This is a genomic window from Glutamicibacter sp. BW77 (assembly GCF_002332285.1).
Taxonomy (GTDB): domain Bacteria; phylum Actinomycetota; class Actinomycetes; order Actinomycetales; family Micrococcaceae; genus Glutamicibacter; species Glutamicibacter bergerei.
In genome coordinates this window covers 61,327-83,830 of sequence record NZ_NRGT01000069.1, presented here as the reverse complement: position 1 = coordinate 83,830, position 22,504 = coordinate 61,327, and the positions used below count along the sequence as shown (strand labels likewise).

General features: G+C 62.4%; 16 protein-coding genes and 1 tRNA gene. 2 read left to right on the top strand and 15 right to left on the bottom strand.

Going from position 1 to position 22,504, the window contains the following annotated elements; genetic code table 11:
* Positions 1–2: 2 nt before the first annotated feature.
* The 10 genes from CIK74_RS11915 to argS all read right to left on the bottom strand — a co-directional run bounded on the left by CIK74_RS11915 (position 3) and on the right by argS (position 13,237).
* A complete protein-coding gene (locus CIK74_RS11915) occupies positions 3–1,121 on the bottom strand; it encodes an MraY family glycosyltransferase (RefSeq protein ID WP_096256437.1) in 1,119 nt (372 codons plus the stop codon).
* Positions 1,118–1,804 (bottom strand): L-threonylcarbamoyladenylate synthase, encoded by a 687-nt coding sequence (locus tag CIK74_RS11910; protein WP_096256436.1) that lies wholly within the window; start codon positions 1,802–1,804, stop codon positions 1,118–1,120. The genes CIK74_RS11915 and CIK74_RS11910 overlap by 4 nt, the downstream gene beginning before the upstream one ends.
* A 30-nt stretch (positions 1,805–1,834) precedes the next feature.
* Positions 1,835–2,689, bottom strand: a complete 855-nt coding sequence (gene prmC, locus CIK74_RS11905) for a peptide chain release factor N(5)-glutamine methyltransferase (protein ID WP_240520533.1) — start codon at positions 2,687–2,689, stop codon at positions 1,835–1,837.
* Between the two features lie 16 nt (positions 2,690–2,705).
* Positions 2,706–3,782, bottom strand: a complete 1,077-nt coding sequence (prfA, locus tag CIK74_RS11900; protein ID WP_096256434.1) for a peptide chain release factor 1 — start codon at positions 3,780–3,782, stop codon at positions 2,706–2,708.
* A 148-nt stretch (positions 3,783–3,930) separates the two neighbouring features.
* The gene (gene rho, locus CIK74_RS11895; protein ID WP_096256433.1) at positions 3,931–6,411 is read right to left on the bottom strand and encodes a transcription termination factor Rho; all 2,481 of its coding nucleotides are present in this window, start codon (positions 6,409–6,411) and stop codon (positions 3,931–3,933) included.
* Between the two features lie 331 nt (positions 6,412–6,742).
* The gene (thrB, locus tag CIK74_RS11890; protein ID WP_096256432.1) at positions 6,743–7,675 is read right to left on the bottom strand and encodes a homoserine kinase; all 933 of its coding nucleotides are present in this window, start codon (positions 7,673–7,675) and stop codon (positions 6,743–6,745) included.
* A 103-nt stretch (positions 7,676–7,778) separates the two neighbouring features.
* Entirely contained in the window at positions 7,779–8,879 is a 1,101-nt protein-coding gene (gene thrC / locus CIK74_RS11885) for a threonine synthase (RefSeq protein ID WP_096256431.1), read from the bottom strand.
* A 1-nt stretch (position 8,880) separates the two neighbouring features.
* The gene (locus CIK74_RS11880) at positions 8,881–10,170 is read right to left on the bottom strand and encodes a homoserine dehydrogenase (RefSeq protein WP_096256430.1); all 1,290 of its coding nucleotides are present in this window, start codon (positions 10,168–10,170) and stop codon (positions 8,881–8,883) included.
* The gene (lysA, locus tag CIK74_RS11875; RefSeq protein WP_096256429.1) at positions 10,171–11,592 is read right to left on the bottom strand and encodes a diaminopimelate decarboxylase; all 1,422 of its coding nucleotides are present in this window, start codon (positions 11,590–11,592) and stop codon (positions 10,171–10,173) included.
* A gap of 4 nt (positions 11,593–11,596) precedes the next feature.
* Complete coding sequence (gene argS / locus CIK74_RS11870; protein WP_096256428.1) at positions 11,597–13,237, bottom strand: arginine--tRNA ligase; 1,641 nt, start codon at positions 13,235–13,237, stop codon at positions 11,597–11,599.
* Between the two features lie 152 nt (positions 13,238–13,389).
* Here argS and CIK74_RS11865 point away from each other — a divergent pair.
* Positions 13,390–13,465 (top strand) — tRNA-Arg (locus CIK74_RS11865).
* 113 nt (positions 13,466–13,578) lie between these two features.
* Here the strand turns inward: CIK74_RS11865 and CIK74_RS11860 are convergent.
* From CIK74_RS11860 to CIK74_RS11845, 4 genes are all read right to left on the bottom strand, one after another.
* Positions 13,579–14,610 carry a GTP-binding protein gene (locus CIK74_RS11860; protein WP_096256427.1) on the bottom strand — a complete coding sequence of 344 codons (1,032 nt, stop codon included), beginning with the start codon at positions 14,608–14,610 and terminating at the stop codon, positions 13,579–13,581.
* Between the two features lie 206 nt (positions 14,611–14,816).
* Positions 14,817–15,608: an ABC transporter ATP-binding protein gene (locus CIK74_RS11855; protein WP_096256426.1), complete on the bottom strand. Its 792-nt coding sequence runs from the start codon at positions 15,606–15,608 to the stop codon at positions 14,817–14,819.
* Complete coding sequence (locus CIK74_RS11850; RefSeq protein WP_096256425.1) at positions 15,601–16,521, bottom strand: ABC transporter permease; 921 nt, start codon at positions 16,519–16,521, stop codon at positions 15,601–15,603. Before CIK74_RS11850 ends, CIK74_RS11855 begins: the two co-directional genes overlap by 8 nt.
* A gap of 101 nt (positions 16,522–16,622) precedes the next feature.
* Positions 16,623–17,627 carry an ABC transporter substrate-binding protein gene (locus CIK74_RS11845; protein WP_096256424.1) on the bottom strand — a complete coding sequence of 335 codons (1,005 nt, stop codon included), beginning with the start codon at positions 17,625–17,627 and terminating at the stop codon, positions 16,623–16,625.
* Between the two features lie 415 nt (positions 17,628–18,042).
* Here CIK74_RS11845 and hrpA point away from each other — a divergent pair, with 415 nt between their 5' ends.
* Positions 18,043–22,056, top strand: a complete 4,014-nt coding sequence (gene hrpA, locus CIK74_RS11840; protein ID WP_096256423.1) for an ATP-dependent RNA helicase HrpA — start codon at positions 18,043–18,045, stop codon at positions 22,054–22,056.
* 7 nt (positions 22,057–22,063) lie between these two features.
* On the opposite strand, the gene CIK74_RS11835 is transcribed toward hrpA, so the two are convergent.
* Positions 22,064–22,492: an HIT family protein gene (locus CIK74_RS11835; RefSeq protein WP_096256422.1), complete on the bottom strand. Its 429-nt coding sequence runs from the start codon at positions 22,490–22,492 to the stop codon at positions 22,064–22,066.
* Positions 22,493–22,504: the final 12 nt, after the last annotated feature.

Below are 22,504 nucleotides of genomic sequence, written 5' to 3'. Positions count from 1 at the left end.
AATTACTTGTCAAGCCTTCTTCGCAGATTCACAAAACGAACCGAGACCAACGGCCACCAGGTCAGCAAAGCGGCGCCAATGACCAGAATTACAATGATTGGGATCAACACCGCAAGCGGGATGAACGCGATCAAAACCACCGTGGCAGCAACCAAAGCGGCCCAAACATAGAGCAACACCACACTTTTGCGCACTGAGTGGCCTTGGGAGAGCATCCGGTGGTGAATGTGCTTGGAGTCAGGTGAGAACGGTGAGCGCTTGTTGAGTAGCCGGCGCACCACCGACAGGCTCAGATCGAGCACCGGCAAGAAGACGATCACCATCGGCAAGACCATCGGCATATAGGCCGGCACGTTGCGGAAGCGGTGCGCGTCCAGCCCCTGCACGTCTCCGGTGACGGCAATTGCAGAGACCGAGAGAATCAGCCCGATGGTGAGCACCCCGGTCTCCCCCATGAAGATATTCGCGGGGTTAAAATTATGTGGCAAGAATCCCAAACAAGCGCCGAGTAACAATGCGCAAAGAAGCGCGCCGACATTGGCGTAGTCATCGGCGCTTACATGGGTAGCCAGGATGTAGGAGTAGATAAAGAAGGTGGCAGCGCCGATGGCTGCGAGCCCGGCGGCGAGTCCGTCGAGCCCGTCGGAGAAGTTGATCGCGTTCATTGTCAGCACGACCAGAAAGACCGTGAGGGCGCCTTGCACCCACGGTTCTTCGATTCGCCAGGTACCTACCGGCAAGGATCGGATCACTAGCCCATGCGCGGCGATCACGATGCCGATCACCACCTGGCCGGCGGCCTTATAGTACCAGCGCAGATCTCCGACATCGTCCCAGAGGCCGAGCACGGCGATCAGGATCAGCGCGATCCCGACTCCACGCAGCGGGTCCGAGTTCTCAAAGACCCCGGAGAAGAAACTCAGTTGGCTGGCCAGCCAGAGTCCCGCGCCGAAGGCGATCATGATGCCCAGGCCACCAAATTTGACGATCGGTGCCTGGTGTTGGTCGCGTTCGCGCACCAGTTGTCCGCGGATAAAACGTTCTCCCACCGAACGAATCATCGGGGTGAGCAAAAATGCGGTCGCGAAGCTAAACGCGATCAGTACGACGTAGCTTCTCATGCGTCCTGATTCGGCGTGTCAGGCTTCGCGGGGAGAATATTGGGCACTACCACACGCAGCTCATCGATGTTGATCGCTCCCGCGCGCACCACCACCAGGGTGTTCCCGGTGGCATCGACGATGGTCGAGGGCAAGGTGCTTTCCGCCTCGTCGGTGGCACGCGAGCCGCCGTCGAGGTACACCTCAACGCTGTCACCCAACTGGGCGATGGCCTCTTCTACGGTGGTGGCAGCCGGCTGACCGGTGCGGTTTGCCGAGGAGACCGCCAGCGGTCCGGTGGCGCGCAAAAGTTCTAGCGCGGTTTCATCGTTGGGTACACGCAGCGCGACGGTGCCGCGGGTCTCCCCCAGATCCCAGGTCAGCGAGGGCTGAGCGGGCAGGATCAGGGTCAGCGCACCGGGCCAGAAAGCGTCGGCAAGTTTGCGCGCGTCATCGGGGATGTCGCGGGCCAACCCATCCATGGTGGCGACCTGTGCGATCAGCACCGGAGGTGGCATATTTCGTGAGCGCCCCTTGGCCGCCATCAGCATCGCTACCCCCTGAGGGCTGAACGCGTCGGCGCCGATCCCGTACACGGTATCGGTGGGCAGCACGATGCAACGCTTCTCACCTAAGGTGGCTTTTGCTGCGGCGATCGCTGCCTCGCGCTGCGCTTCGGTGCTAACCAAGTATGTTGTGCTCACGGGTTTATTCTTTCATGCGTTGAACGGTTATTAGGTCAGCGGGGCCAGCGCGCTGGTGGCTCGCGGACGACCACTGAGGTCAAGGTGTCCGGTAACCTGTGTGAATCCGAGTTCGATCAGCATGGCCGCGGCGCTTGCGGCTTGCACCTCGGCGTGTTCCATCACGTAGAGTCCCCCGCCGCGCAGCAGGCGTTTGGCTTCCGCGGAAACTAAGCGCGGGATCTGCAGCCCGTCCTCGCCCAAACCGTAGAGCGCCATCTGCGGGTCATGCTCGCGCACTTCTTGTTCGCGTGGCACCGCATGAGGCGGAATGTAGGGCGGGTTGGAGATCACCAGGTCGATGCTGCCGTGCAGCTGCGGCGGTAGCGCCGAGGCGTCCTGATGAAGCACGGTGACCCCATAGGGCTCACAATTTGCGCGGGTGTAGCTAATGGCCTCGTCGGATAGTTCCACCGCCCACACCTGTGCTGATCTAAGTTCCGTGGCCAACGCCGCGGCGATCGCCCCGGAGCCCGAACACAAATCTACACAGCGTGAACCTTGTACATCGCCGAGGAAGTCCAGTCCGACCTGCACCACGGTTTCGGTTTCCGGACGCGGAGAGAAGACCCCGGGGCCAACTTTCAGCGTCAGGTAGCGAAAATACGCTTCACCGGTCAGGTGTTGCAACGGAATACGCTGCGCACGCCGATTCACAAGGTCCAGATATTGTGCGTACTGCCCCTCGGTGAGGCTCTCCCCGCGCAGTTCGCGCAGTTTGAGCTCCGCACGGCTATCGCCGGTCACAAAACTCAGTAACAGGTCCGCATCAACACCCGGCGAGGGAACCGCCGCTTCGCTAAGTTGCGCGGCGGCGGTGCGCCGGGCGGTATTCAGTTGCTCCACAAGAATCCGCTGGCGCTTACTGCTCGCCCAGCGCTGCCAGGCGCTCTTCTTCATCCATCTGGATGCAGGATTCGATCACCGGCGCCAATTCGCCGTCCATCACCGCGTCAAGGTTGTACGCCTTGTACCCGGTGCGGTGATCGGCAATGCGGTTTTCCGGGTAGTTGTAGGTGCGGATGCGCTCGGAACGGTCCATGGTGCGGATCTGGCTGGCACGCACGGCCGAGTTCTCTTCGTCGATGATGGCCTGCTGGTGGGCCAGCAAACGCGAACGAAGCACACGCATCGCGGCTTCACGGTTCTGGATCTGCGACTTTTCGTTCTGCATGGCCACCACGATGCCGGTAGGCAAGTGGGTCAGGCGCACCGCGGAGTCGGTGGTGTTCACGGACTGCCCGCCGGGGCCCGAGGAACGGTACACGTCGACCTTCAGATCGTTCGCGTGGATGTCGACCTCTTCGGGCTCGTCCACCTCGGGCAGCACCAGCACGCCGGCGGCCGAGGTGTGGATGCGGCCCTGGGACTCGGTCTGCGGCACGCGCTGCACGCGGTGCACGCCGCCCTCAAATTTCAGCTGCGCGTAGACGCCTTCGGCCGGATCATTCGACTTGCCCTTGATCGCCACCTGGGCGTCCTTGTAGCCGCCCAGATCGGACTCGTTGAAGGAGATCATCTCCACCTTCCAGCCCTTGTGCTCGGCGAAACGGGTGTACATGCGCAGCAGGTCTGCGGCGAACAGCGCCGCCTCGTCGCCGCCTTCGCCACCCTTGACCTCTAGAATCACGTCGCGTGCGTCGTTGGGGTCGCGTGGGATCAGCAGCCGGCGAAGCTTTTCTTCCAGCTCCGGCAAGGTGACCTGCAGGCTCGCGACTTCCTCGGCGAAATCCGGGTCCTCGTCGGCCATTTCCTGGGCGGTTTCCAGATCTTCGGTCGCCGACTTCCAGCGGTTATATGCGTCGACGATACCGTTGAGCTGCGCCGAGCGACGGCCGAGCTTGCGGGCCTTAGCCTGGTCGGCGTAAACCGCTGGGTCTGAGAGCTCCGCCTGAATCGCGGCGTGCTCCTGAAGTAGCGTCTTGACGGATTCAAACATAATCGCTGTTCTTCCTGTTCTGCGGTGCCCGGCTCACGGATCGTGTGTCGCGGACTCTAAGTCAAAGTCTAAGTGGTGTGACGCGCCGATGGCGTCCAGGCGGTCGGCGTGAATGCCAACTGCCTGAACGCCATGGCGGTCAGCGGTGCTAATCCTTGGTCGGGGTGGTCTTGTTGACCAGCATCAAGAATTCAGCGTTCGATCCGGTCTCGCGGATCTTTCCGGTGAGTACTTCCAGTGCCTGCTGTGGTTCGATGCCCGAGAGCATCCGGCGCAGACGCCACATGATGCGCACCTCTTCGGCGCTCATCAGCTGCTCTTCACGGCGGGTGCTCGACTCGTTGACGTCGACCGCTGGGAAGATGCGCTTGTCGGCGAGCTTGCGCGAGAGGCGTAGCTCCATGTTGCCGGTGCCCTTGAACTCCTCGAAGATGACCTCGTCCATCTTGGACCCGGTCTCCACCAGTGCGGTAGCCAAGATGGTCAGCGAGCCACCGTTTTCGATATTACGTGCGGCACCGAAGAAACGCTTCGGTGGGTACAGCGCGGCCGAATCCACACCACCGGACAGGATACGTCCGGAGGCAGGGGCTGCCAGGTTGTAGGCACGGCCCAGGCGGGTCATCGAGTCCAGCAGGACCACGACGTCCATGCCCATTTCCACCAGGCGCTTGGCACGCTCGATGGCGAGCTCCGCGACGGTGGTGTGGTCATCGGCCGGACGGTCGAAGGTGGAGGCAATAACCTCACCCTTGACGGTGCGCTGCATGTCGGTGACTTCCTCGGGACGTTCGTCCACGAGCACCATCATCAGGTGCACCTCTGGGTTGTTGACGGTGATCGCGTTCGCGATAGCCTGCAAGATCATCGTCTTACCGGCCTTTGGAGGCGACACGATCAGACCACGCTGGCCCTTACCGATCGGAGCGACCAGGTCGATCACACGAGGACCGACCAGCTTCGGATCGGTTTCCAGGCGCAGGCGCTCGGTCGGGTACAGCGGAACGAGCTTGTTGAACTCGACGCGTTCCATATTGTCTTCAGGCTTTTTGCCGTTCACCGAGGTCAACTGCACCAGCGCGTTGAACTTCTGGCGTGGGTTCGGGGTCTCGCCATCACGCGGAGCACGCACGGCGCCGACGATCGCATCGCCCTTGCGCAGGTTGTACTTCTTCACCTGGCCCAGGGTCACGTAGATGTCGTTGGTACCTGGCAGGTAGCCGGAGGTGCGGACGAACGCGTAGTTCTCCAGCACGTCCAGGATGCCTGCCACCGGCAGCAAGACATCGTCTTCGCTCAGCTGTGGCTCGTCCAGGTCATCGCGGCGGTTGCGACGGTTGCGGTTGTTGCGATCATTACGATCGTTGCGATCGTTACGGTCCCCACGATCATTACGATCATTGCGGTCGTTACGGTTGCGCTCGCGACGGTTGCGGTTACGCTCGGTGCGCTCTGCATTACGGTCGTTGCGATCGTTGGAGCGGTCCTCGGAATCCTGGCCGCCCTGCTCATCGTTACGATCGTTGGTACGCTCGTTGCGGTCATTACGATCGTTGTTTCGCTCGTTGCGCTCATTACGATCGTTGTTTCGCTCACGACGCTCGTTGGAGCGCTCACGGCGATCGTTGCGATCGTTGGAGCGATCCTCGGAATCCTGGCCGCCCTGCTCATCGTTACGCTCAGCATTACGGTCGTTATTACGATCGTTGTTGCGGTCGTTGTTACGCTCACGACGCTCGTTGGAACGCTCACGGCGATCGTTGCGATCATTGCGATCGTTGCGATCGTTGGAACGATCCTCGGAATCCTGGCCGCCCTGCTCGTCGTTACGCTCAGCACTACGATCAGCATTGCGATCGTTGTTGCGGTCGTTATTACGTTCACGACGGTTCGAGTTGCGATCGCGACGGTTGCCACGTTCGCGACGCTCATCGCGTGCCTCACCGGACTGCTCGGTCTCGGCAGCACCGTTCGAAGTAGCCTGCTCAGCTGGGGCTTGCGCCTCAGAGCCGGTGTTTTCGCTGGTTTCTGGCTGCTCAACCTTGGCGCGTGAATTACGACGCTGACGGGTAGCGCGAACCGGCTCTGCGTCAGCCTGTGGCGCTTGCTCGGTCTGCGGTGCCTGTGACGCCTGGGCAGCTTCGGTGTTTTCGGCCGATGCCGGAGCGTTGATCTTGCCCGAATCGGTCACGCGGCGCGAGGTGCGACGAGCGCGCACAGGCTTTTCGGCCTGCTGCGCGGCTGGGGCCGGGGCTTCGGTCACGGCAACGTTTTCGGTTGCTGCTGGCGCTTCGGCTGCCTTCGGTGCCCGACGACCGCGGGTGGCCTTGGCCGGTGCCTTGGTCTCGGACTTCGCCGGAGCCTGTGCGGTTTCGGTCTGCTGGGTGGCAGGTGCCGAAGCGGTTTTAGCCGATTCCTTAGCTGCGTCCTTCGCGGCAATGGAGCCGCCACGCTGATGATCGCCAATGGACTTCACCAGGTCGGCTTTGCGCATGCGCGAGCCGCCGGTGATGCCGAGCTGGGAGGCCAGCTGCTGGAGCTGGGTCATCTTCAAAGAGGCCAGGCCGGCGCTCTTGGTTTCGGAAGTCTTGGTGTCCACGCCTTCGTTGAGGCTTGTGGTTTCGGTCACGAAAGTTCCTTCTGACTCGTAGGATGGGCTGGTTCAAACAGACCCACTGTGCCGTTTATATGAGGTGCCACCGCCGGTAAACAGTGGTTGTGACACCGTCCAAGCCGCTCACGGCACATAGAATGCCTGAGGCGAACGCTGGACTTAATGGGTAGATACCTCCGGGCACAAGCGTGCACAAAAAAGGGGTATCAAGGGTGCTGTGAACTGCAGAAAAGATCCGGAAGGGCTGGACGAAGAGAATTGCGGAACCCGCGTTTCCTCCGGTCAACACTGGCCAAGTGGATTCGCTACAGCGCAGTGCGCTTAGCAATCCGGTCTGCCTTGAGTGTTACAGCACTTCTACTGTAACACCGTTCGATGCCAACGCAGGCACTTTGATGTCCCATTGCACCGAAGAATCTGTGGCGAAGGACTCGATGACCGCGCGTGCGGCCTGCACGCCGGCCTCGTCGGCGACCAAGGTCAGCACCGTCGGCCCGGCACCAGAAATCACCGCGGCCAAGGAATTTTCGCGCAAAGCCGCGAGCAACGCCGCGCTTTGCGGCATCGCCACCGCCCGGTAATCCTGGTGCAGGTAGTCACGGGTACCGGCCAAAAGCACGGCCGGGTCGTTACTCAGCGCGTGAATCAGCAAGGCGGCGCTGGCGGAGTTTGCGGCGGCCTTTGCATGTTCGATCTGGGCGGGCAACACCCCGCGCGCGGCCTCGGTAGACAATCCGTTAGATGGCACCGCGAGCACCGCGCGCACCGCAGGGTGCAGCGGAACCTGCACGGAGCTAAAGCTTCCATCGGCGTTGGTCGTGGAAATGCTCAATCCCCCGAACACCGCCGGCGCCACATTATCCGGGTGTCCTTCCCAGGCGGCGGCAGCTTGGAAAATCGCGTCAATCCCACCTTGGGCTGACGCCGGTAGCAGCGCGTCGGCGGCGGCAAAAGCGGCGACGATGGCCGCGGCGGAGGATCCCATACCGCGGGCGTGAGCGATGTTGTTCTCCGCGTGCAGTTCGATGCCCACCGGCGCAAAACCGCGCGCCTTCCAGTAATTATGGATCTGCGCGATGATCAGGTGCGACTCATCGGTTGGGAGGGTGTCCGCGCCCTCGCCGAGCAGCGTGACGCGGCTGTGCTGCGCGGTGCGGATGGTAAGCCGGTCGCGGTATTCCAGGGCCAGACCTAGCGAGTCAAAACCCGGTCCGAGGTTTGCGCTGGTGGCCGGTGGGGCCACGATGATCTGCTGGCCCAGGGCGATCTGCTGCGTCATGATTCCTTCGAGGTTCGCGCGCTAGCGCTTGGGAGAAAATGCCGGTGGTCGTACTCGGCCCGCCGCGCCCTTTTTAAGGACCCGGCGGGCCGGAACTTCATGGTTAGGACAGGCCCAATGCGGTGGCAACTTCCACCACGTCGAAGCCGACCTTGGTGGGTTCTACGGTGCTGCCGTCGGGATTCTGCAGGGCCCAGTTCGGGTCCTTCAGGCCGTGGCCGGTGACCGTGATGACGATCTTCTTGCCGGTCGGTACGTTGCCGGCGGCCTGGTGCTTGATCAGACCTGCCACCCCGGCGGCGGAACCAGGTTCCACAAACACGCCTTCACGCGCCGAGAGCCAGCGGTGTGCGGCAAGGATCTCTTCGTCGGTGACCGAGTCGATCAGTCCGCCGGATTCATCACGCGCCGCCTCTGCCTGTTCCCAGGAAGCCGGGTTGCCGATGCGAATGGCGGTAGCGATGGTGTCCGGCTCGGTGACCGGGTGACCTAGCACGATCGGGGCGGCCCCGGCAGCCTGGAAGCCCCACATGATCGGGGTCTTGCTGGACACCGCGTCGAGCACCTGCCCGGCCTGGTTGGTGTAGGGAGCGGCGTACTCCTTGTAGCCCTTCCAGTAGGCGGTGATATTGCCGGCGTTACCCACCGGAAGCACGTGGTAATCCGGCGCGTCACCCAAAAAGTCGACGACCTCAAAGGCGCCGGTCTTCTGGCCTTCGATGCGCGCCGGGTTCACCGAGTTCACCAGGAACACCGGGTAGCTTTCGCTGAGCTTGCGCGCGACGTCTAGGCAGTTATCAAAGTTGCCGTCGATCTGGATGATGTCCGCACCGTGGGCGATCGCCTGGGACATTTTTCCCATGGAGATTTTGCCCTCCGGGACCAGCACCGCACATTTGAGCCCGGCCTGGGTGGCGTAGGCGGCGGCGGAGGCCGAGGTGTTACCAGTGGAAGCGCAGACGACAGCCTTCGCGCCGGCGGCCACCGCGGCGGTCATCGCCATCGTCATCCCACGGTCCTTGAACGACCCGGTGGGGTTCATCCCCTCAACCTTGAGGTACACCTGGCAACCGGTGAGCTGCGAAAGCGCCGGGGCGAAGACCAACGGGGTGCCACCTTCGCCCAGCGTGACCACTTGGGTGTTCTCATCGACCGGCAGACGGTCGGCATATTCGCGGATGACTCCACGCCACTGATGAGCCATGTTAGTTTCCTTCAACTCGCATTACGGATAGAACGGTGTCCACCGCGTCCAGCGCCTTCAGCGCGGCGACGGTGGAGGCCAGAGCGGCTTCGGTGCCCTGGTGGGTGAGGATGCGCAGCGCGGCCGGACCGTCGCCGAGCGCAGCCTGCTGGTTCATGGATTCGATCGATACCCCATGTTCGCCAAAGATCGCAGCGATCCGGGCGAGCACCCCGGGCTCGTCAAAAACGGTCAAACCGATCCAGTAGCGGGTGCTGATCGCGGAGAAATCGATCAACTGCGCCGCGCTATCAGCCGAACCATGAGGCAGCGGGGCCCCGGCAGAGAGCTGACGGGCCACCGCAACAACATCGCCCATAACCGCGCTGGCGGTCGGGTTTCCCCCGGCGCCGGCGCCATAGAACATCAGGTCGCCAGCGTTTTCTGCCTCCACAAACACCGCGTTGAACGCGCCGCGTACGGAGGCCAGCGGGTGATCCCTTTTGATCAGCGACGGGTACACGCGCACGGAAATGCCCGCCTCAAGCTTTTCCGCGATCGCCAGAAGTTTGATCACATATCCGGCGGCGGCGGCAGCAGTAACGTCGGCGGCCGACACCTCGGTGATGCCTTCGGTGTGCACCTGATCCGAGGAGACGGTGGTGTGGAAGGCCAGCGAGGCGAGGATTGCTGCCTTCGCGGCGGCGTCGAGCCCGCCCACGTCGGCGGTGGGATCGGCCTCGGCATAACCCAGCGCCTGAGCTTCGGCGAGCACGTCGTCAAAGGCCGCACCGGTGGAATCCATCGCGTCGAGGATGAAGTTTGTGGTGCCGTTGACGATGCCCATGACCTTGTTAATGTGGTCTCCGGCCAGCGAATCGGCGATCGGACGCAGGATCGGAATTGCGCCGGCCACCGCTGCCTCGTAGCGCAGCTGCGCGCCGGTGGACGCGGCCACGGCGTTGAGCGCGGCACCGCGGGCGGCGATCAACGCCTTATTACCGGTGATCACGCTCGCCCCGCGGGCCAGCGCACGTTCGATATACGCCCCGGCCGGTTCCATCCCGCCGAGCAGTTCGATGACCACGTCGGCGGAATCGATCAGCGCCTCGGCGTCGAGCGTGAAGAGCTTCGCGTCGAGCTGCACATCACGCTTGGCTTCCAGGTTGCGCACGGCAATCCCGGTCAATTCCAAGCTGGCGCCGCTGCGGGCCGCCAGCGCGCCACCGTCCTCGATCAGGATTCGTGCCACCTGGGCACCCACCGTGCCGCAACCTAGTAGTGCGACCTTCAGGCTTTTTTCACCGCTCACTTAAACTCCCATGTCACGGGCCAACAAATCGGATTCGGTTTCCCTGCGCACGATCAAACGGGCTGCGCCGTCGGCCACCGCAACTACCGCCGGACGGGTCAGATAGTTGTAGTTGCTAGACAGCGCCCAGCAATAGGCTCCGGTGCCCGGAACCGCCAGCAAATCTTGGGCGGCTACGTCGTCGGGCAGGTAAACGTCTTTCACGACTATGTCACCTGACTCGCAGTGTTTCCCAACTACGCGAGAAATAATCGCGTCGTTTTGCGTCATACGGTTGGCCAGCACCGCGGAATAATCCGCGTCGTAGAGCACCGGGCGGGCGTTGTCGCTCATCCCGCCGTCCACCGACACATAGCGCCGCGGGCTTGTGGACCCGGAACCATCCTCGACGTTGACGTCCTTGCGCACGCCCACCTCGTACAGGGTGAAGGTCGAGGGGCCTGCGATCGCACGTCCCGGTTCGATCGAGATGCGCGGGCAATCCAGCGCGAGTTCCTGACAGGTTTGCGCGACCACCTCGGCCATCTGCCCGGCAAGGATCGTCGGGGTGGAGGGGGTGTCCGCCTCGGTGTAGGCGATGCCATAACCGCCGCCTAGGTCCAGCTCGGGCAGGCTCACCGAATGGATTTCACGCACCTGGGCCACAATGCCCAGCATCGTGCGGGCGACGATCGCAAAACCGTCGGACTCAAAAATTTGTGAGCCAATATGCGCGTGCAAACCGAGCAGGCTGATGGCAGGGGCTTCGATGGCGCGGGCGATCGCCTGCATGGCCGGCGAGGTACCGGTGGCGCCGGGCTGGATGGAGAGCCCGAACTTCTGGTCCTCGTGCGCGGTGGCGATCGCCTCATGGGTGGAGGCGTGCACCCCGGGGGTCAGCCGCAGCATCACCGGTGCGCTCACCCCAAGTTCGGTGGCGATCAGAATCACGCGTTCTAATTCATCGAGCGAGTCGATCACGATGCGCCCCACACCCATGTTCAGCGCCCGGGTGATTTCAGCGACCGACTTGTTGTTGCCGTGCAGCGAGAGCTTGGCCCCCGGCACCCCGGCGGCCGCGGCCACGGCAAGTTCGCCACCCGAACAGGTGTCCAGGCGCAAGCCCTGGTTGATCACGGCGCGGGCCACGGAGGTGCACAAAAACGCCTTGCCGGCGTAGTACACGTCGACGCCCCCGCACAGCTGCTTAAACGCTGCGTCGAACGCGGTCTTAAAACCCCGGGCGCGCGCGGCGAAGTCATCCTCGTCCATGACAAACAGCGGCGTCCCAAATTCCTTGGCGAGGGCGCTCACGCCCAGCCCCTGCACCGAAAGCTCACCGGCGGGATCCCGGGAAACCCCGGCGGCCCACTGGATCTCGCGCAGGGCGTTGACGTCGGTCGGGAAAGAGAGCCAGGCCGGAGCCAGCGGTGAAGCGGTCATAAAATTACATCCTCTCGGGCGCGGAGACGCCCAGCAGTGACAGTCCGTTGGCCAAAACCTGGGTGGTCGCGTCGTTGAGCCACAACCGGGTGTGGTGTACTTCTTGCACCGGCTCGTCCCCCAGCGGGGTGACGCGGGTGGCGGCATACCAGGAGTGGTACGCGCCGGCGACCTGTTCGAGGTAGCGGGCGATGCGGTGTGGTTCGCGTGATTGCGCGGCGCCGGCAACCACCGAAGGGAACTGGCCGAGCACCGCCAACAATTCGTTTTCGCTCGGATCGGTGAGCAGCGAGGCGTCGAAGGATGCGCGGGTCACACCCTTGGCCTGCGCGTTGGCCGAGGCGCCGAAGGAGCGTGCGTGAGCGTACTGCACGTAGAAGACCGGGTTGTCGTTGGTGTTCTTCTTCAGCTGTTCCGGGTCCAGTGCGATCGGCGAATCGGCCGGGTAGCGCGCCAGCGAGTAACGCAGCGCGTCGGCACCGATCCAGTTGATCAGATCGCGCAGCTCGATGATGTTGCCGGCACGCTTGGACAGCTTTGCACCATTAACGCTGATCAATTGTCCGATCAGCACCTCGATGTTTTTGTCCTTGTCATCCCCCGCACAGGCGGCGATGGCCTTGAGCCGGTTCACATACCCGTGGTGATCGGCACCCAGCAGGTAGATTTTTTCGCTGAAGCCACGATCCTTTTTGGACAGGTAGTACGCGGCGTCGGCGGCGAAGTAGGTTGGTTCGCCATTCGCGCGGATCAGCACGCGGTCCTTGTCATCGCCGAAGTCGGTGGTGCGCAGCCAGACCGCGCCCTCCAGATCGAAGATGTGGCCCTGTGCGCGCAAGCGTGCCACCGCGTCAGCCACCGCCCCGCCATCGTGCAAGGCACTTTCGGAGAAGAAGACGTCGAAGTTCACGCCGAAGTCTGCCAGCGTGGACTTAATATCTGCCAGCTGCGCGGTGTAAGCAAGTTCGCGCAGTGTTGGCAGCGCGGTTTTCTCGTCCTGCTCGGCAAGCTGTGGAGCTTCGCGCAGCACAATGTCCGCCAGCTCCTTGATGTACTCGCCCGGGTATCCACCGTCGGGAACCGGCAGGCCGTGCATGCGGTTGTAGACCGAACGCGCGAACACGTTCATCTGGTTGCCGGCGTCGTTGATGTAGTACTCGCTGGTGACCTGTGCGCCAGAAGCGCGAAGTACGCGGGCGATCGCATCGCCCAGCGCGGCCCAGCGGGTGTGGCCGATGTGCAGCGGTCCGGTGGGGTTCGCGGAGACAAATTCCATGTTCACCACGTGACCGGTCAGCGCCTGGTTGTGGCCGAAGTTCTCCCCCGCCTCCACGATGGTGCGCGCCAGCTCGCCGGCCGCGGCGGTATCAAGGGTGATGTTCAGGAAGCCAGGCCCGGCGATCTCTACGCCGCCGATGCCTTCAACCTCGGAAAGTCGTCGCACCAGCATGGCCGCGAAGTCGCGCGGCGCCATGGACGCCTTCTTGCCCAGTTGCAGCGCGATGTTCGTGGACCAGTCGCCGTGCTCACGGCTTTTGGGTCGCTCGACGCGTACGGTGTCGGGTACTTCGACGGCGATTTCGCCGGCGGCTACGGCCTGCGAAAGGCATGCGGATATGGCAGCGGAGAGTTCTTCAGGAGTCACCGTACAAGAATAGCGGTTTTTCGTGCGCTTCTTAGGCATTCATGACATAACCGCTTGTGATGCTGTAGGCATTTGACCGCCGCGTGCGGCCCGGATGGATTGCGCAGATGCCGCGGTCACCTGATAGTATTTTTCCTGTTGCTTAGCAACACGCCTCTGTAGCTCAGTGGATAGAGCGTCTGCCTCCGGAGCAGAAGGCCGAAGGTTCGATTCCTTTCAGGGGCACCAGCAAAAAGGTTCCGCGTCGCTGCGGGGCCTTTTTCTTTACCCTTTTCCAGCGCCCGATCTTACCGCGCTGCCGCCAGATCTCACCGCGCTGCACCCGGTTGCACCCGGCTGGGCTAGGCGCTGAGCCGTGCGTGGCGTTGTAACCGACGCATTCCCGCAGCATCCGCCGCCCCGCTTGGTTGCACCGCGGTTTCCAGCACCGCGCGCACCGCCTGTTCATCGATCCCCACACCGATGGCCACCAGCCCCGGTTGGTTGCTGGCCCGATCGCTGGCCCGATGGCTGGCCACATGGATCTGCCGGCCGGTGAGATTCACCGCCCACCACTTTGCGCCACGCGCGGTAGCCACCGGCACAATTCCCTTCAACCGGTACACCCCGGACGGCGGGCGTTCAAGCAGATCGACCAGCGCGCTCGCGGAAATCGGCTCCGGCGCGTCCACCGTCACCGCCGCCGCATGCTGGTGGGTGTGCGATCCATGTTCGGCGCGCAGCAGTGCGCCCAGCGGTAGCTGATCCTCGGGATCTTCTGCCAGGGCCACATCGAAGACCAGATCCGGGTCGATCGCCCCACGCCGGGCTCGTATCAATGGCAGCTGCCCGTTACGTAGCGCGATCCGCGCCGCGATGCGCGCCAGCTGAGCCTCGTGGTCTTGCTCGCTGCCCTCGAGCAGGTCGATCTTGTTCAGCACCAACAGCGAGGCGGCTTCAAAACGTGCAGGTGGTTGATCGTGGGTATCCACCGTGTCAAAGTAGTTCGCCGCGTCCACCACCTCGATCAGCCCGCCGGGGCGCACATTTTTTGCCTGACTGAAACGAATCAGCCGGGCGAGCGCCAAGGGTTCGGCCACCCCGCTGGCCTCGATGATGATCGCATCCAGTCGCAGCCGAGGGGCCGCAAGCGTGGCCAACGCCTGGTCTAATCCCCCGGAGTCATCCAGACAGCACACGCAGCCGCCGGCGATCGACTCGGCGGCATCCACCTGCCCGGTGATCAGTCCCGCGTCGACGTTGATCACCCCAAAGTCGTTGACCACTACGCCGATCCGGGCGCCGGGAGTGCGCAGCAAATGGTTGAGCAGCGTGGTTTTTCCGGCGCCTAAATACCCGGTTAACCCGATGACCGGAATCTGTGTGCGTGCCATCTACCCTCGCCTGTCTGCCCTTGCTTGATCTGCCCGGCCTGCCGTGCTTGTTCTGGCCCAGCGGTTTCGACTTCCACAGTAGTACGGCGCGGCGCCTTCAACCCAAAGATCGGCAGGTTAACGCAGCAAGCCGCCGGTGAATCCCGTCAAACGAAGGGAACACCGGCGGCTAGCACTACTGCACGGGCAAAACTACCCAAGCGACCTTACTGAAGCATCGTGCGATCATCGAGCTGCGCGCCCTTGATCTTCTCGAACTCGCCGAGCAGCCCCTTGACCGTCATCGCGGACTTCGCCTCCTGGTCCAGATCCAGAATGATCTGCCCATCGTGCATCATGATCAACCTGGTGCCCAGCGCGAGCGCCTGCTCCATATTGTGGGTGACCATCAGCGTGGTGAGCCGGTGGCGTTGCACGATCTCGTTGGTCAGCCGGGAAACCAGCGCCGCACGCTGCGGATCAAGCGCCGCGGTGTGCTCGTCAAGCAGCAGGATCTTCGGCTTCGAGAAGGTGGCCATCAGCAGGCTCAGCGCCTGACGCTGACCACCGGAGAGCAGCCCCACCTTGGTTTTCAGCCGGTTTTCCAGCCCGAGCTCCAAGGACTTGAGCTCTTCGACGAACAGCTCCCGACGCTTGGCGCTCACTCCCATGCTCAGTCCACGGAATCGGCCGCGGGCGTGAGCCAGCGCCATATTCTCTTCGATGCTCATCGTCGGCGCGGTGCCGGCCATCGGATCCTGGAAGACCCGGCCGATGTACTTCGCACGGCGGTAATCGGCCATCCGGGTGACGTTTTTACCGTCGACGGTGACCGAACCGGTGTCCGGGTACAGCTTGCCAGCGACCATGTTCAGCACCGTGGATTTACCGGCGCCGTTGGAGCCGATGACGGTGACAAATTCGCCGGAGCCCAGCGAGAGGTTGATATCGCGGAGCGCCTTGCGCTCGTTGACCGTTCCGGGGAAGAAGGTCCGTGACAGGTTCTTAATTTCAAGCATTGCTGCGCACCTCTTCGGTGATCGGTTCGGCGTCCGAGTCCTTGCGTTTGAAGTTTTTCATAATTTTCTGGAAGCCCTTCCACTTGGGAAGCAGCAGCGCAACGACCACCAGCACCGCAGAAATCAGCTTCATGTCGTTGACCTCCAGGCCGGCGACCAGCGCAAACTGGATGACCAGGCGATAGATGACCGCACCGAAGACGACGGCCACCGCGGCCAGCCAAATGTAACGCTGGGTGAAGATTGCCTGACCGACGATCACCGAGGCCAAACCAATGAGGATCACGCCGATACCCATGCCCACGTCGGCGAAGCCCTGGTACTGGGCGATCACCGCACCGGAAAGCGCCACAAAACCGTTAGACAATGCCAGGCCGAGGATCTTCTGGTTGTCGGTGGAGACACCGAAGGAGCGGATCATCTCGTGGTTATCGCCGGTGGCGCGCATGGCCATGCCCATCTCGGTGTGCAGAAACCAGACGATCGCGGCCACAAAGAGCAACGCGACGGCGAAGAGGATCAGTACCGAGCTGGCAGAGCCGAGAATTCCGGCCGCACGCAAGGGGCTGATCAGCGTGTCTTCGCCCAGCAACGGTGTATTTGCCTTGCCCATAATGCGCAGGTTGATCGAATAGAGCGCGATCATCGTCAAAATACCGGCGAGCAGGCCGTCGATCTTGCCCTTGGTGTGCAGCAGACCGGTGATCGCCCCGGCGACCATGCCGGCCAAGAAGGCCAACGCGGTGGCCAGCCACGGATTCATTCCGTTCACGATGCCTACCGCGGCGACCGCGGCACCGGTGGTGAAGCTGCCGTCGACGGTCAGGTCCGGGAAGTCCAGAATGCGGAACGTCAGATATACCCCGAGCGCCATCAACGCGTAAATCAGCCCGAGTTCAACCGCTGTGATCATTTGTGGATCCTTGAGTGGTAAGAAAGTTCATAGGTCACGAAGAAGGCGAGGCGTTAATTTCTCGCGCCTCGCCTCATTCGATGGTGGGTAGTGCTAAAGCCCTAGTAGGTTTCGATCGCCTGATCCTTGAGCTCCGCTGGGAATTCAAGGCCGATCTTCTTCGCTGCGGTCTCGTTCAGGTACAGGTCAACCTCGGTCAGCGTTTCTACCGGCATGCTGGCAGGCTTTGCTTCACCCTTGAGGATCTTGTCTGCCATCTTTGCGGTCTGCACGCCGAGCTTCTCGTAGTTGATGCCGAAGGTGGCGGTAGCGCCACGCTTGACCGAATCACCATCGGCGGCGATCACCGGGATCTTCTTGGTCTGTGCGGTCTGCAGCAGGCCTTCCAACGCGGAAACTACGGCGTTGTCGGTGGGCACGTAGAACGCGTCGACGTCTAGCGAGTTAGCCGCCTGCTGTACTTCCGAGGGAGCGGAGATTGCCGACTCTTCGATGGTTAGGCCCAGCTGCGCGGCCGCATCCTTGGCCCACTGGACCTGAACGGCGGAGTTCGCTTCGCCCGAGGAGTAGACGATGCCGACCTTCTTGGCGTCTGGGGAGATCTGCTTGAGCAGTTCTAGCTGTTCCTTCACCGGGTTCTTGTCCGAGGTGCCGGTGACATTTGCGCCCGGTGCCTCGTTGGAAGCTACCAGCTTCGCGTCCACTGGATCGGTGACGGCGGAGAAGAGTACCGGAATGCTGGTGATCGACTGCGCCGCAGCCTGAGCCGATGGGGTGGCGATCGCGAGAACCAGATCGATGTCCGAATCTGAGGCGAGCTTGCCGACGATCGAGGCGTTGGTGGCCTGATCGCCCTGGGCGTTGTTGTCGTCGTAGGAAATCTTGTCGCCGGTGTACCCAGCTTCTTCCATACCCTTTTTGAAGCCCTTGGTGACTGCGTCCAGTGACGGGTGCGAAACGTACTGGATGGTGCCGATCTTGACCGGACCCTCCGCAGCGGCGCCGTTGCCTGCGGCTTCCTCCCCGGTACTGCCGCCACAAGCGGTCAGTGCCAGCGCGCCGGAGGCGGCAAGTGCAACAAGTTTCAAAGCGGTGAAGCTCTTCATGGTGTTCCTTTCAACAAGTTCCCATATGCGAGTGATGTCCCCATGCCCGACCGATTCGGTAACCGGCCCGTCAGCGAGGACGAACCGGAGCGGGAACTACCCGAACCACGTGCAGGTGATTACCCACGATCTTACATGTGAACGACCTCACCTAGGCTTCAAACCCGAGGTGAGTAAAGACGTTTAACCCCACAATCGCCCCCTAACGCGCACAACTGCACGCTTTGCGCCGATCCTAAGGCAAATCCGTATCTTCGTTCGCGAAACTGGGCGCGGGACACTGGACGGAACGAAAAATTGACAGCCCCGCAAATGTGACACAAATCAACGGTTTATCCCGCGAGCGGGGGCCTCGCACGGCCTGCGGTGCCCGAAGTCGGCGTTGCTGAGCATCGGGCCATAGAATGGGATCATCATGGCCATCAGCATTTCTTATCCCGAAACCCTTCCGGTATCCGCGCGTCGCGAGGACATCATCGAGATGATCCGCGCAAACCAGGTGGTGATCATCGCCGGCGAGACCGGGTCCGGTAAAACCACGCAGCTACCCAAAATGCTGCTGGAACTCGGGCTGGCACAGAATGGCATGATCGGGCATACCCAACCGCGCCGCCTCGCCGCACGCACCGTGGCCGAGCGCATCGCCGAGGAGCTGGGCACCAAGATCGGCGACGAGGTGGGCTTCCACGTGCGTTTCACCGGCGAAGTCTCCCGCCAAACGCAGCTGAAGGTGATGACCGACGGCATCCTGCTGGCAGAAATCCAGCGCGACAAGCTGCTCAAAAAGTATTCCGCGATCATCATCGATGAGGCGCACGAACGCAGCCTGAACATCGACTTTTTGCTCGGTTACCTGAAAGAAATTCTGCCTAAACGGCCGGACTTTAAACTCATCATCACCTCCGCGACCATCGACCCACAACGTTTTGCCACACACTTTGGCACACTCCTGGACTCCGGTGAGGTTGACCCCGCGCCCATCATCGAGGTTTCCGGGCGTACCTTCCCCGTCGAAATCCGCTACCGTCCGCTGGAGGCATCCACCGAGGAATTATCCGACGAGGACACTACTTCGCTCGAAGATGACCGTGATCCGTTGGACGCGGTCACCGACGCGGTGCGTGAGCTGGCAAACGAGGCGCCCGGGGATATCCTGATCTTCTTCTCCGGGGAGCGCGAAATTCGCGATGCCGCCGACGCGTTACGCGCGCTGGTGGTGGCAAACAAAAAGTTGCCGCGCTACCAGGTGTTACCTCTGTTCGCCCGGCTCTCGCTGGCCGAACAGCATGCGGTCTTCCACCCGGGGGCCGCGCCGCGCATCATCCTGGCGACCAACGTGGCCGAAACCTCGCTGACGGTGCCCGGCATCAAGTACGTGATCGACACCGGCACCGCGCGCATCTCGCGCTACAGCCACCGCACCAAGGTGCAGCGCCTGCCGATCGAACGGGTCTCCCAGGCCAGCGCTAATCAGCGTTCGGGGCGTTGTGGGCGTGTCTCGGAGGGCATCGCGATCAGGCTGTACTCCGAGGCGGACTTCGAGTCGCGCCCGGAATTTACCGACCCGGAAATTCTGCGCACCTCGCTGGCAAGTGTCATCTTGCAAATGATTTCGATGGGTGTGGTGGCCACCGCCGCCGAGGTTTCAAACTTCGGTTTTGTGCAGCCGCCTGACGCGCGGGCGATCTCCGACGGGGTGAACCTGCTGCGCGAGCTCGGGGCGCTGAGCGAAGACAAGCGCGCGGTGGTGACCGATGTGGGACGCAAACTCGCGTTGCTTCCGCTCGATGTGCGGTTGGGCCGGATGATTTTGGAATCCGCGAACCGTTCGGTGGCTAAGGAACTGATGGTGCTGGCTGCCGCGCTGAGCATCCAAGATCCGCGCGAACGACCCAGCGAAGACACCGGGCAGCGCGAAAAAGCCGCGCTGCTGCATAAGCGCTTCGCCGACGAAAAGTCGGACTTCATCGGGCTGCTGAACCTCTGGGCTTACCTCCAAGAACAGCAAAAAGAGCTGTCTTCCTCGGCGTTTCGCCGGCTGTGCAAGTCCGAACACATTAACTACCTGCGGGTGCGCGAGTGGCAGGATCTGTTCACCCAGCTGCGCCAGCTGTCCAAGTCGCTGCAGATTACCGTGGCCGCCGCACCGATTGACCCGGCGGCGAACGAGGATCAGGTCCACAAGTCGCTGCTGGCCGGGTTGCTGGGGCACATCGGGCTCTATGATGAACGCAAACGCGATTACCAGGGGGCACGTGGCGGGCGCTTCGCGATCTTCCCGGGATCTGCCCTGTTTAAGAAGTCACCGACCTGGGTGATGGCCGCCGAACTGGTGGAAACCTCTCGGCTGTGGGCGCGCACCGCGGCGGTCATCGACCCGGCCTGGGTGGAGGAACTCGCGCCGAATCTGCTCAAGCACAGTTATTCGGAGCCGCACTGGTCCAAAAAAATGGGCTCGGTGATGGGCTACGAGAAGGTCACGCTCTTCGGGCTGCCGATCGTGGCCAAGCGTCGCATGCACTACTGGCGGGTGGATCAGCCGCTGGCCCGCGAACTGTTTATCCGCCACGCCCTGGTAGAGGGCGATTGGCGTACCCACCACAAGTTCTTCGCCCGCAACCGGGCGGTGCTTGCCGAAGTTGAAGAGCTCGAAACCCGGATGCGCCGTCATGACCTGCGCATTAGCGATGAGGACCTCTTCGACTTCTACGACTCGCGTCTGGGCGAAAATGTTGTCTCCGAGCGGCACTTTGACCGCTGGTATAAGCGTGCGGCGGCCGCCGATCCTGGGCTACTGGACTTTGATCCGGCGGCGGTGCTTGCCTCGGATGCAGATCAGTTGGATGAGACCGCGTTCCCGCGCACCTGGTCCCACGGTTCCATCGCGCTTCCGCTGTCTTATGAGTACAACCCGGCGGCTACCGGGCCCGAGGGTGACGGCGTCTCGCTGCAGGTTCCGGTGGTGTTCTTAAACCAGTTGGATCCGGCACGTTTTAGCTGGCTGATCCCGGGGCTGCGCCACGAACTGATCACCGCGTTGATTCGTTCGATGCCCAAGGCGATTCGCAAGAACTTTGTTCCGGCTCCCGATGTGGCCGGCCGTGCGCTCACCATGTTGGAGGCCGATTTTGACCCGGACAGCGACGATTTGGCGCAATCCTTAGCGCTGGTGCTGCGCCGTTTGGGCGGCATTGTGGTGGACCCGGGCGTGTTTGATTTTTCCACGCTTCCAGCGCACCTGCGCTTCGGTTTTGAGGTGGTTGACTCGGCCGGCACGGTGCTTGGACGAGGCGATGACCTGGCCGCGTTGCAGTATAAGTTGGCGGCGGCGAACCGGGCGGCGCTGGCCAGTGGGGTCAACTCCCCTAGCTCCGCTCGACCGGCGGCCCCGGCTGCTGATAAAGCTGGCAAGGCTGGCGCGGCTGGTGCGAAGGCTAAAAATGTCCAGGGTGCAAACCCTGCCCAGGGCGCCAAAAACGCCAAGCGGCCCAAGACCTCGGCAACCGCGGGGGCCACGGGGTCATCCGAGTCATCCGGCCAGTGGGATCAGCATGGGCTAACCGCCTGGCCGGCGCTGCACACTCAGGCGGACGTACTGCCGACAAAGGTCACCACCACCGTGATGGGTCAGGAAATTACCGCTTATCCGGGGTTGGTGGATACCGGCAAGGATGTGAGCCTGAGCGTTTATCGCAGCTCCGCCGAACGCGACAGCGCACATCGCGGCGGAATTATCCGTTTGCTGATGCTGCGCCTGCCGGCCGCCTCAAAGTTTGTCATCGGGCATCTGGATAATGCCGAGCGGCTGGCCTTTAGCCAAAATCCGCATGGTTCAATCGATGAGCTGATCGCCGATTGCACGATGGCCGCGGTGGACAAATTGGTCCCCGAGGCACTGCCGATGGATCGTGCCGGATTTGAGAAGTTGTTTGAAACGGTGCGCGCCGAGCAAATCGACACAGTTTTTGCGATCACCGCGGTCATTTCCAAGGTGTTTGGCTCCGCAACCCGGGTACACACCGCGCTGAAGTCGACCAAGTCGCTGGCGATGTTTGCCGCGGTCAGCGACATTCGCTCGCAGCTGGAACAGCTCATTTACCCAGGGTTTATCGCCGCAACCGGGGCCGGCCACCTGATGCGCTTGCCGCGCTATTTGGAAGGCATCGAATCACGTCTGGCCAAGCTCACCTCCGGGGCGGTGACCAGGGATGGCCACGGGCTGATGGTGATCCAGAAATTAGAGGATGACTACGACGCGGCGCTGGCCAAGGTCCCCGAGGGAGCTCGCACTCCGGCGGGGCTGCGCGAGGTGAAGTGGATGCTCGAAGAGATGCGCATCTCGCTGTTTGCCCAAGAGTTGGGTACCGCGTATTCGGTCAGCGAGAAGCGCATCCGCAAGGCGATTAAGGATTCGCTGGCGGCGCTGTAGGGTGCGCCTAGTCGGCCGGGACGAACTGCGCGTAGCCGTCTTCACGCAAGGCCGCGCGCAGTGTGGCCGCATTCTCATCCATGCGTGCCGGATCCGGGTTGACCGCCGCGTTGGACAGGTCAAAGTCGGCTAGCGAATTGGTCGGCCAGACGTGCACGTGCAGGTGTGGAACCTCAAAACCGGCGATCATCAGCCCGGCACGCGCCGCATTAAACGCACGTTTCTGCGCGCGGCCGATCTTCACCGCCACCAGGTTCAGGTGCGTGAGCAGTGCGTCGTCCGCGTCGGTAAATTCGTCGATCTCCGCGCGCGGCACCACCAGGGTGTGGCCATCGCGCAGCGGTCCGATGGAAAGGAACGCGACGCAGGTCTGATCGGACCAGATAAAGCGTCCCGGGATGTCTCCGTTAATAATTTTGCTAAAGAGCGTGCTCATAAAGGGCCTTTC

Excerpts from the sequence above, each read along its gene's own strand:
- CIK74_RS11915 (WP_096256437.1), bottom strand. The coding sequence starts at position 1,121 with ATGAGAAGCTACGTCGTACTGATCGCGTTTAGCTTCGCGACCGCATTT.
- prfA (WP_096256434.1), bottom strand. The coding sequence starts at position 3,782 with ATGTTTGAATCCGTCAAGACGCTACTTCAGGAGCACGCCGCGATTCAG.
- thrB (WP_096256432.1), bottom strand. The coding sequence starts at position 7,675 with ATGACGCAGCAGATCGCCCTGGGCCAGCAGATCATCGTGGCCCCACCG.
- thrC (WP_096256431.1), bottom strand. The coding sequence starts at position 8,879 with ATGGCTCATCAGTGGCGTGGAGTCATCCGCGAATATGCCGACCGTCTG.
- lysA (WP_096256429.1), bottom strand. The coding sequence starts at position 11,592 with ATGACCGCTTCACCGCTGGCTCCGGCCTGGCTCTCTTTCCCGACCGAC.
- CIK74_RS11860 (WP_096256427.1), bottom strand. The coding sequence starts at position 14,610 with ATGGCACGCACACAGATTCCGGTCATCGGGTTAACCGGGTATTTAGGC.
- CIK74_RS11855 (WP_096256426.1), bottom strand. The coding sequence starts at position 15,608 with ATGCTTGAAATTAAGAACCTGTCACGGACCTTCTTCCCCGGAACGGTC.
- CIK74_RS11850 (WP_096256425.1), bottom strand. The coding sequence starts at position 16,521 with ATGATCACAGCGGTTGAACTCGGGCTGATTTACGCGTTGATGGCGCTC.
- CIK74_RS11845 (WP_096256424.1), bottom strand. The coding sequence starts at position 17,627 with ATGAAGAGCTTCACCGCTTTGAAACTTGTTGCACTTGCCGCCTCCGGC.
- hrpA (WP_096256423.1), top strand. The coding sequence starts at position 18,043 with ATGGCCATCAGCATTTCTTATCCCGAAACCCTTCCGGTATCCGCGCGT.
- CIK74_RS11835 (WP_096256422.1), bottom strand. The coding sequence starts at position 22,492 with ATGAGCACGCTCTTTAGCAAAATTATTAACGGAGACATCCCGGGACGC.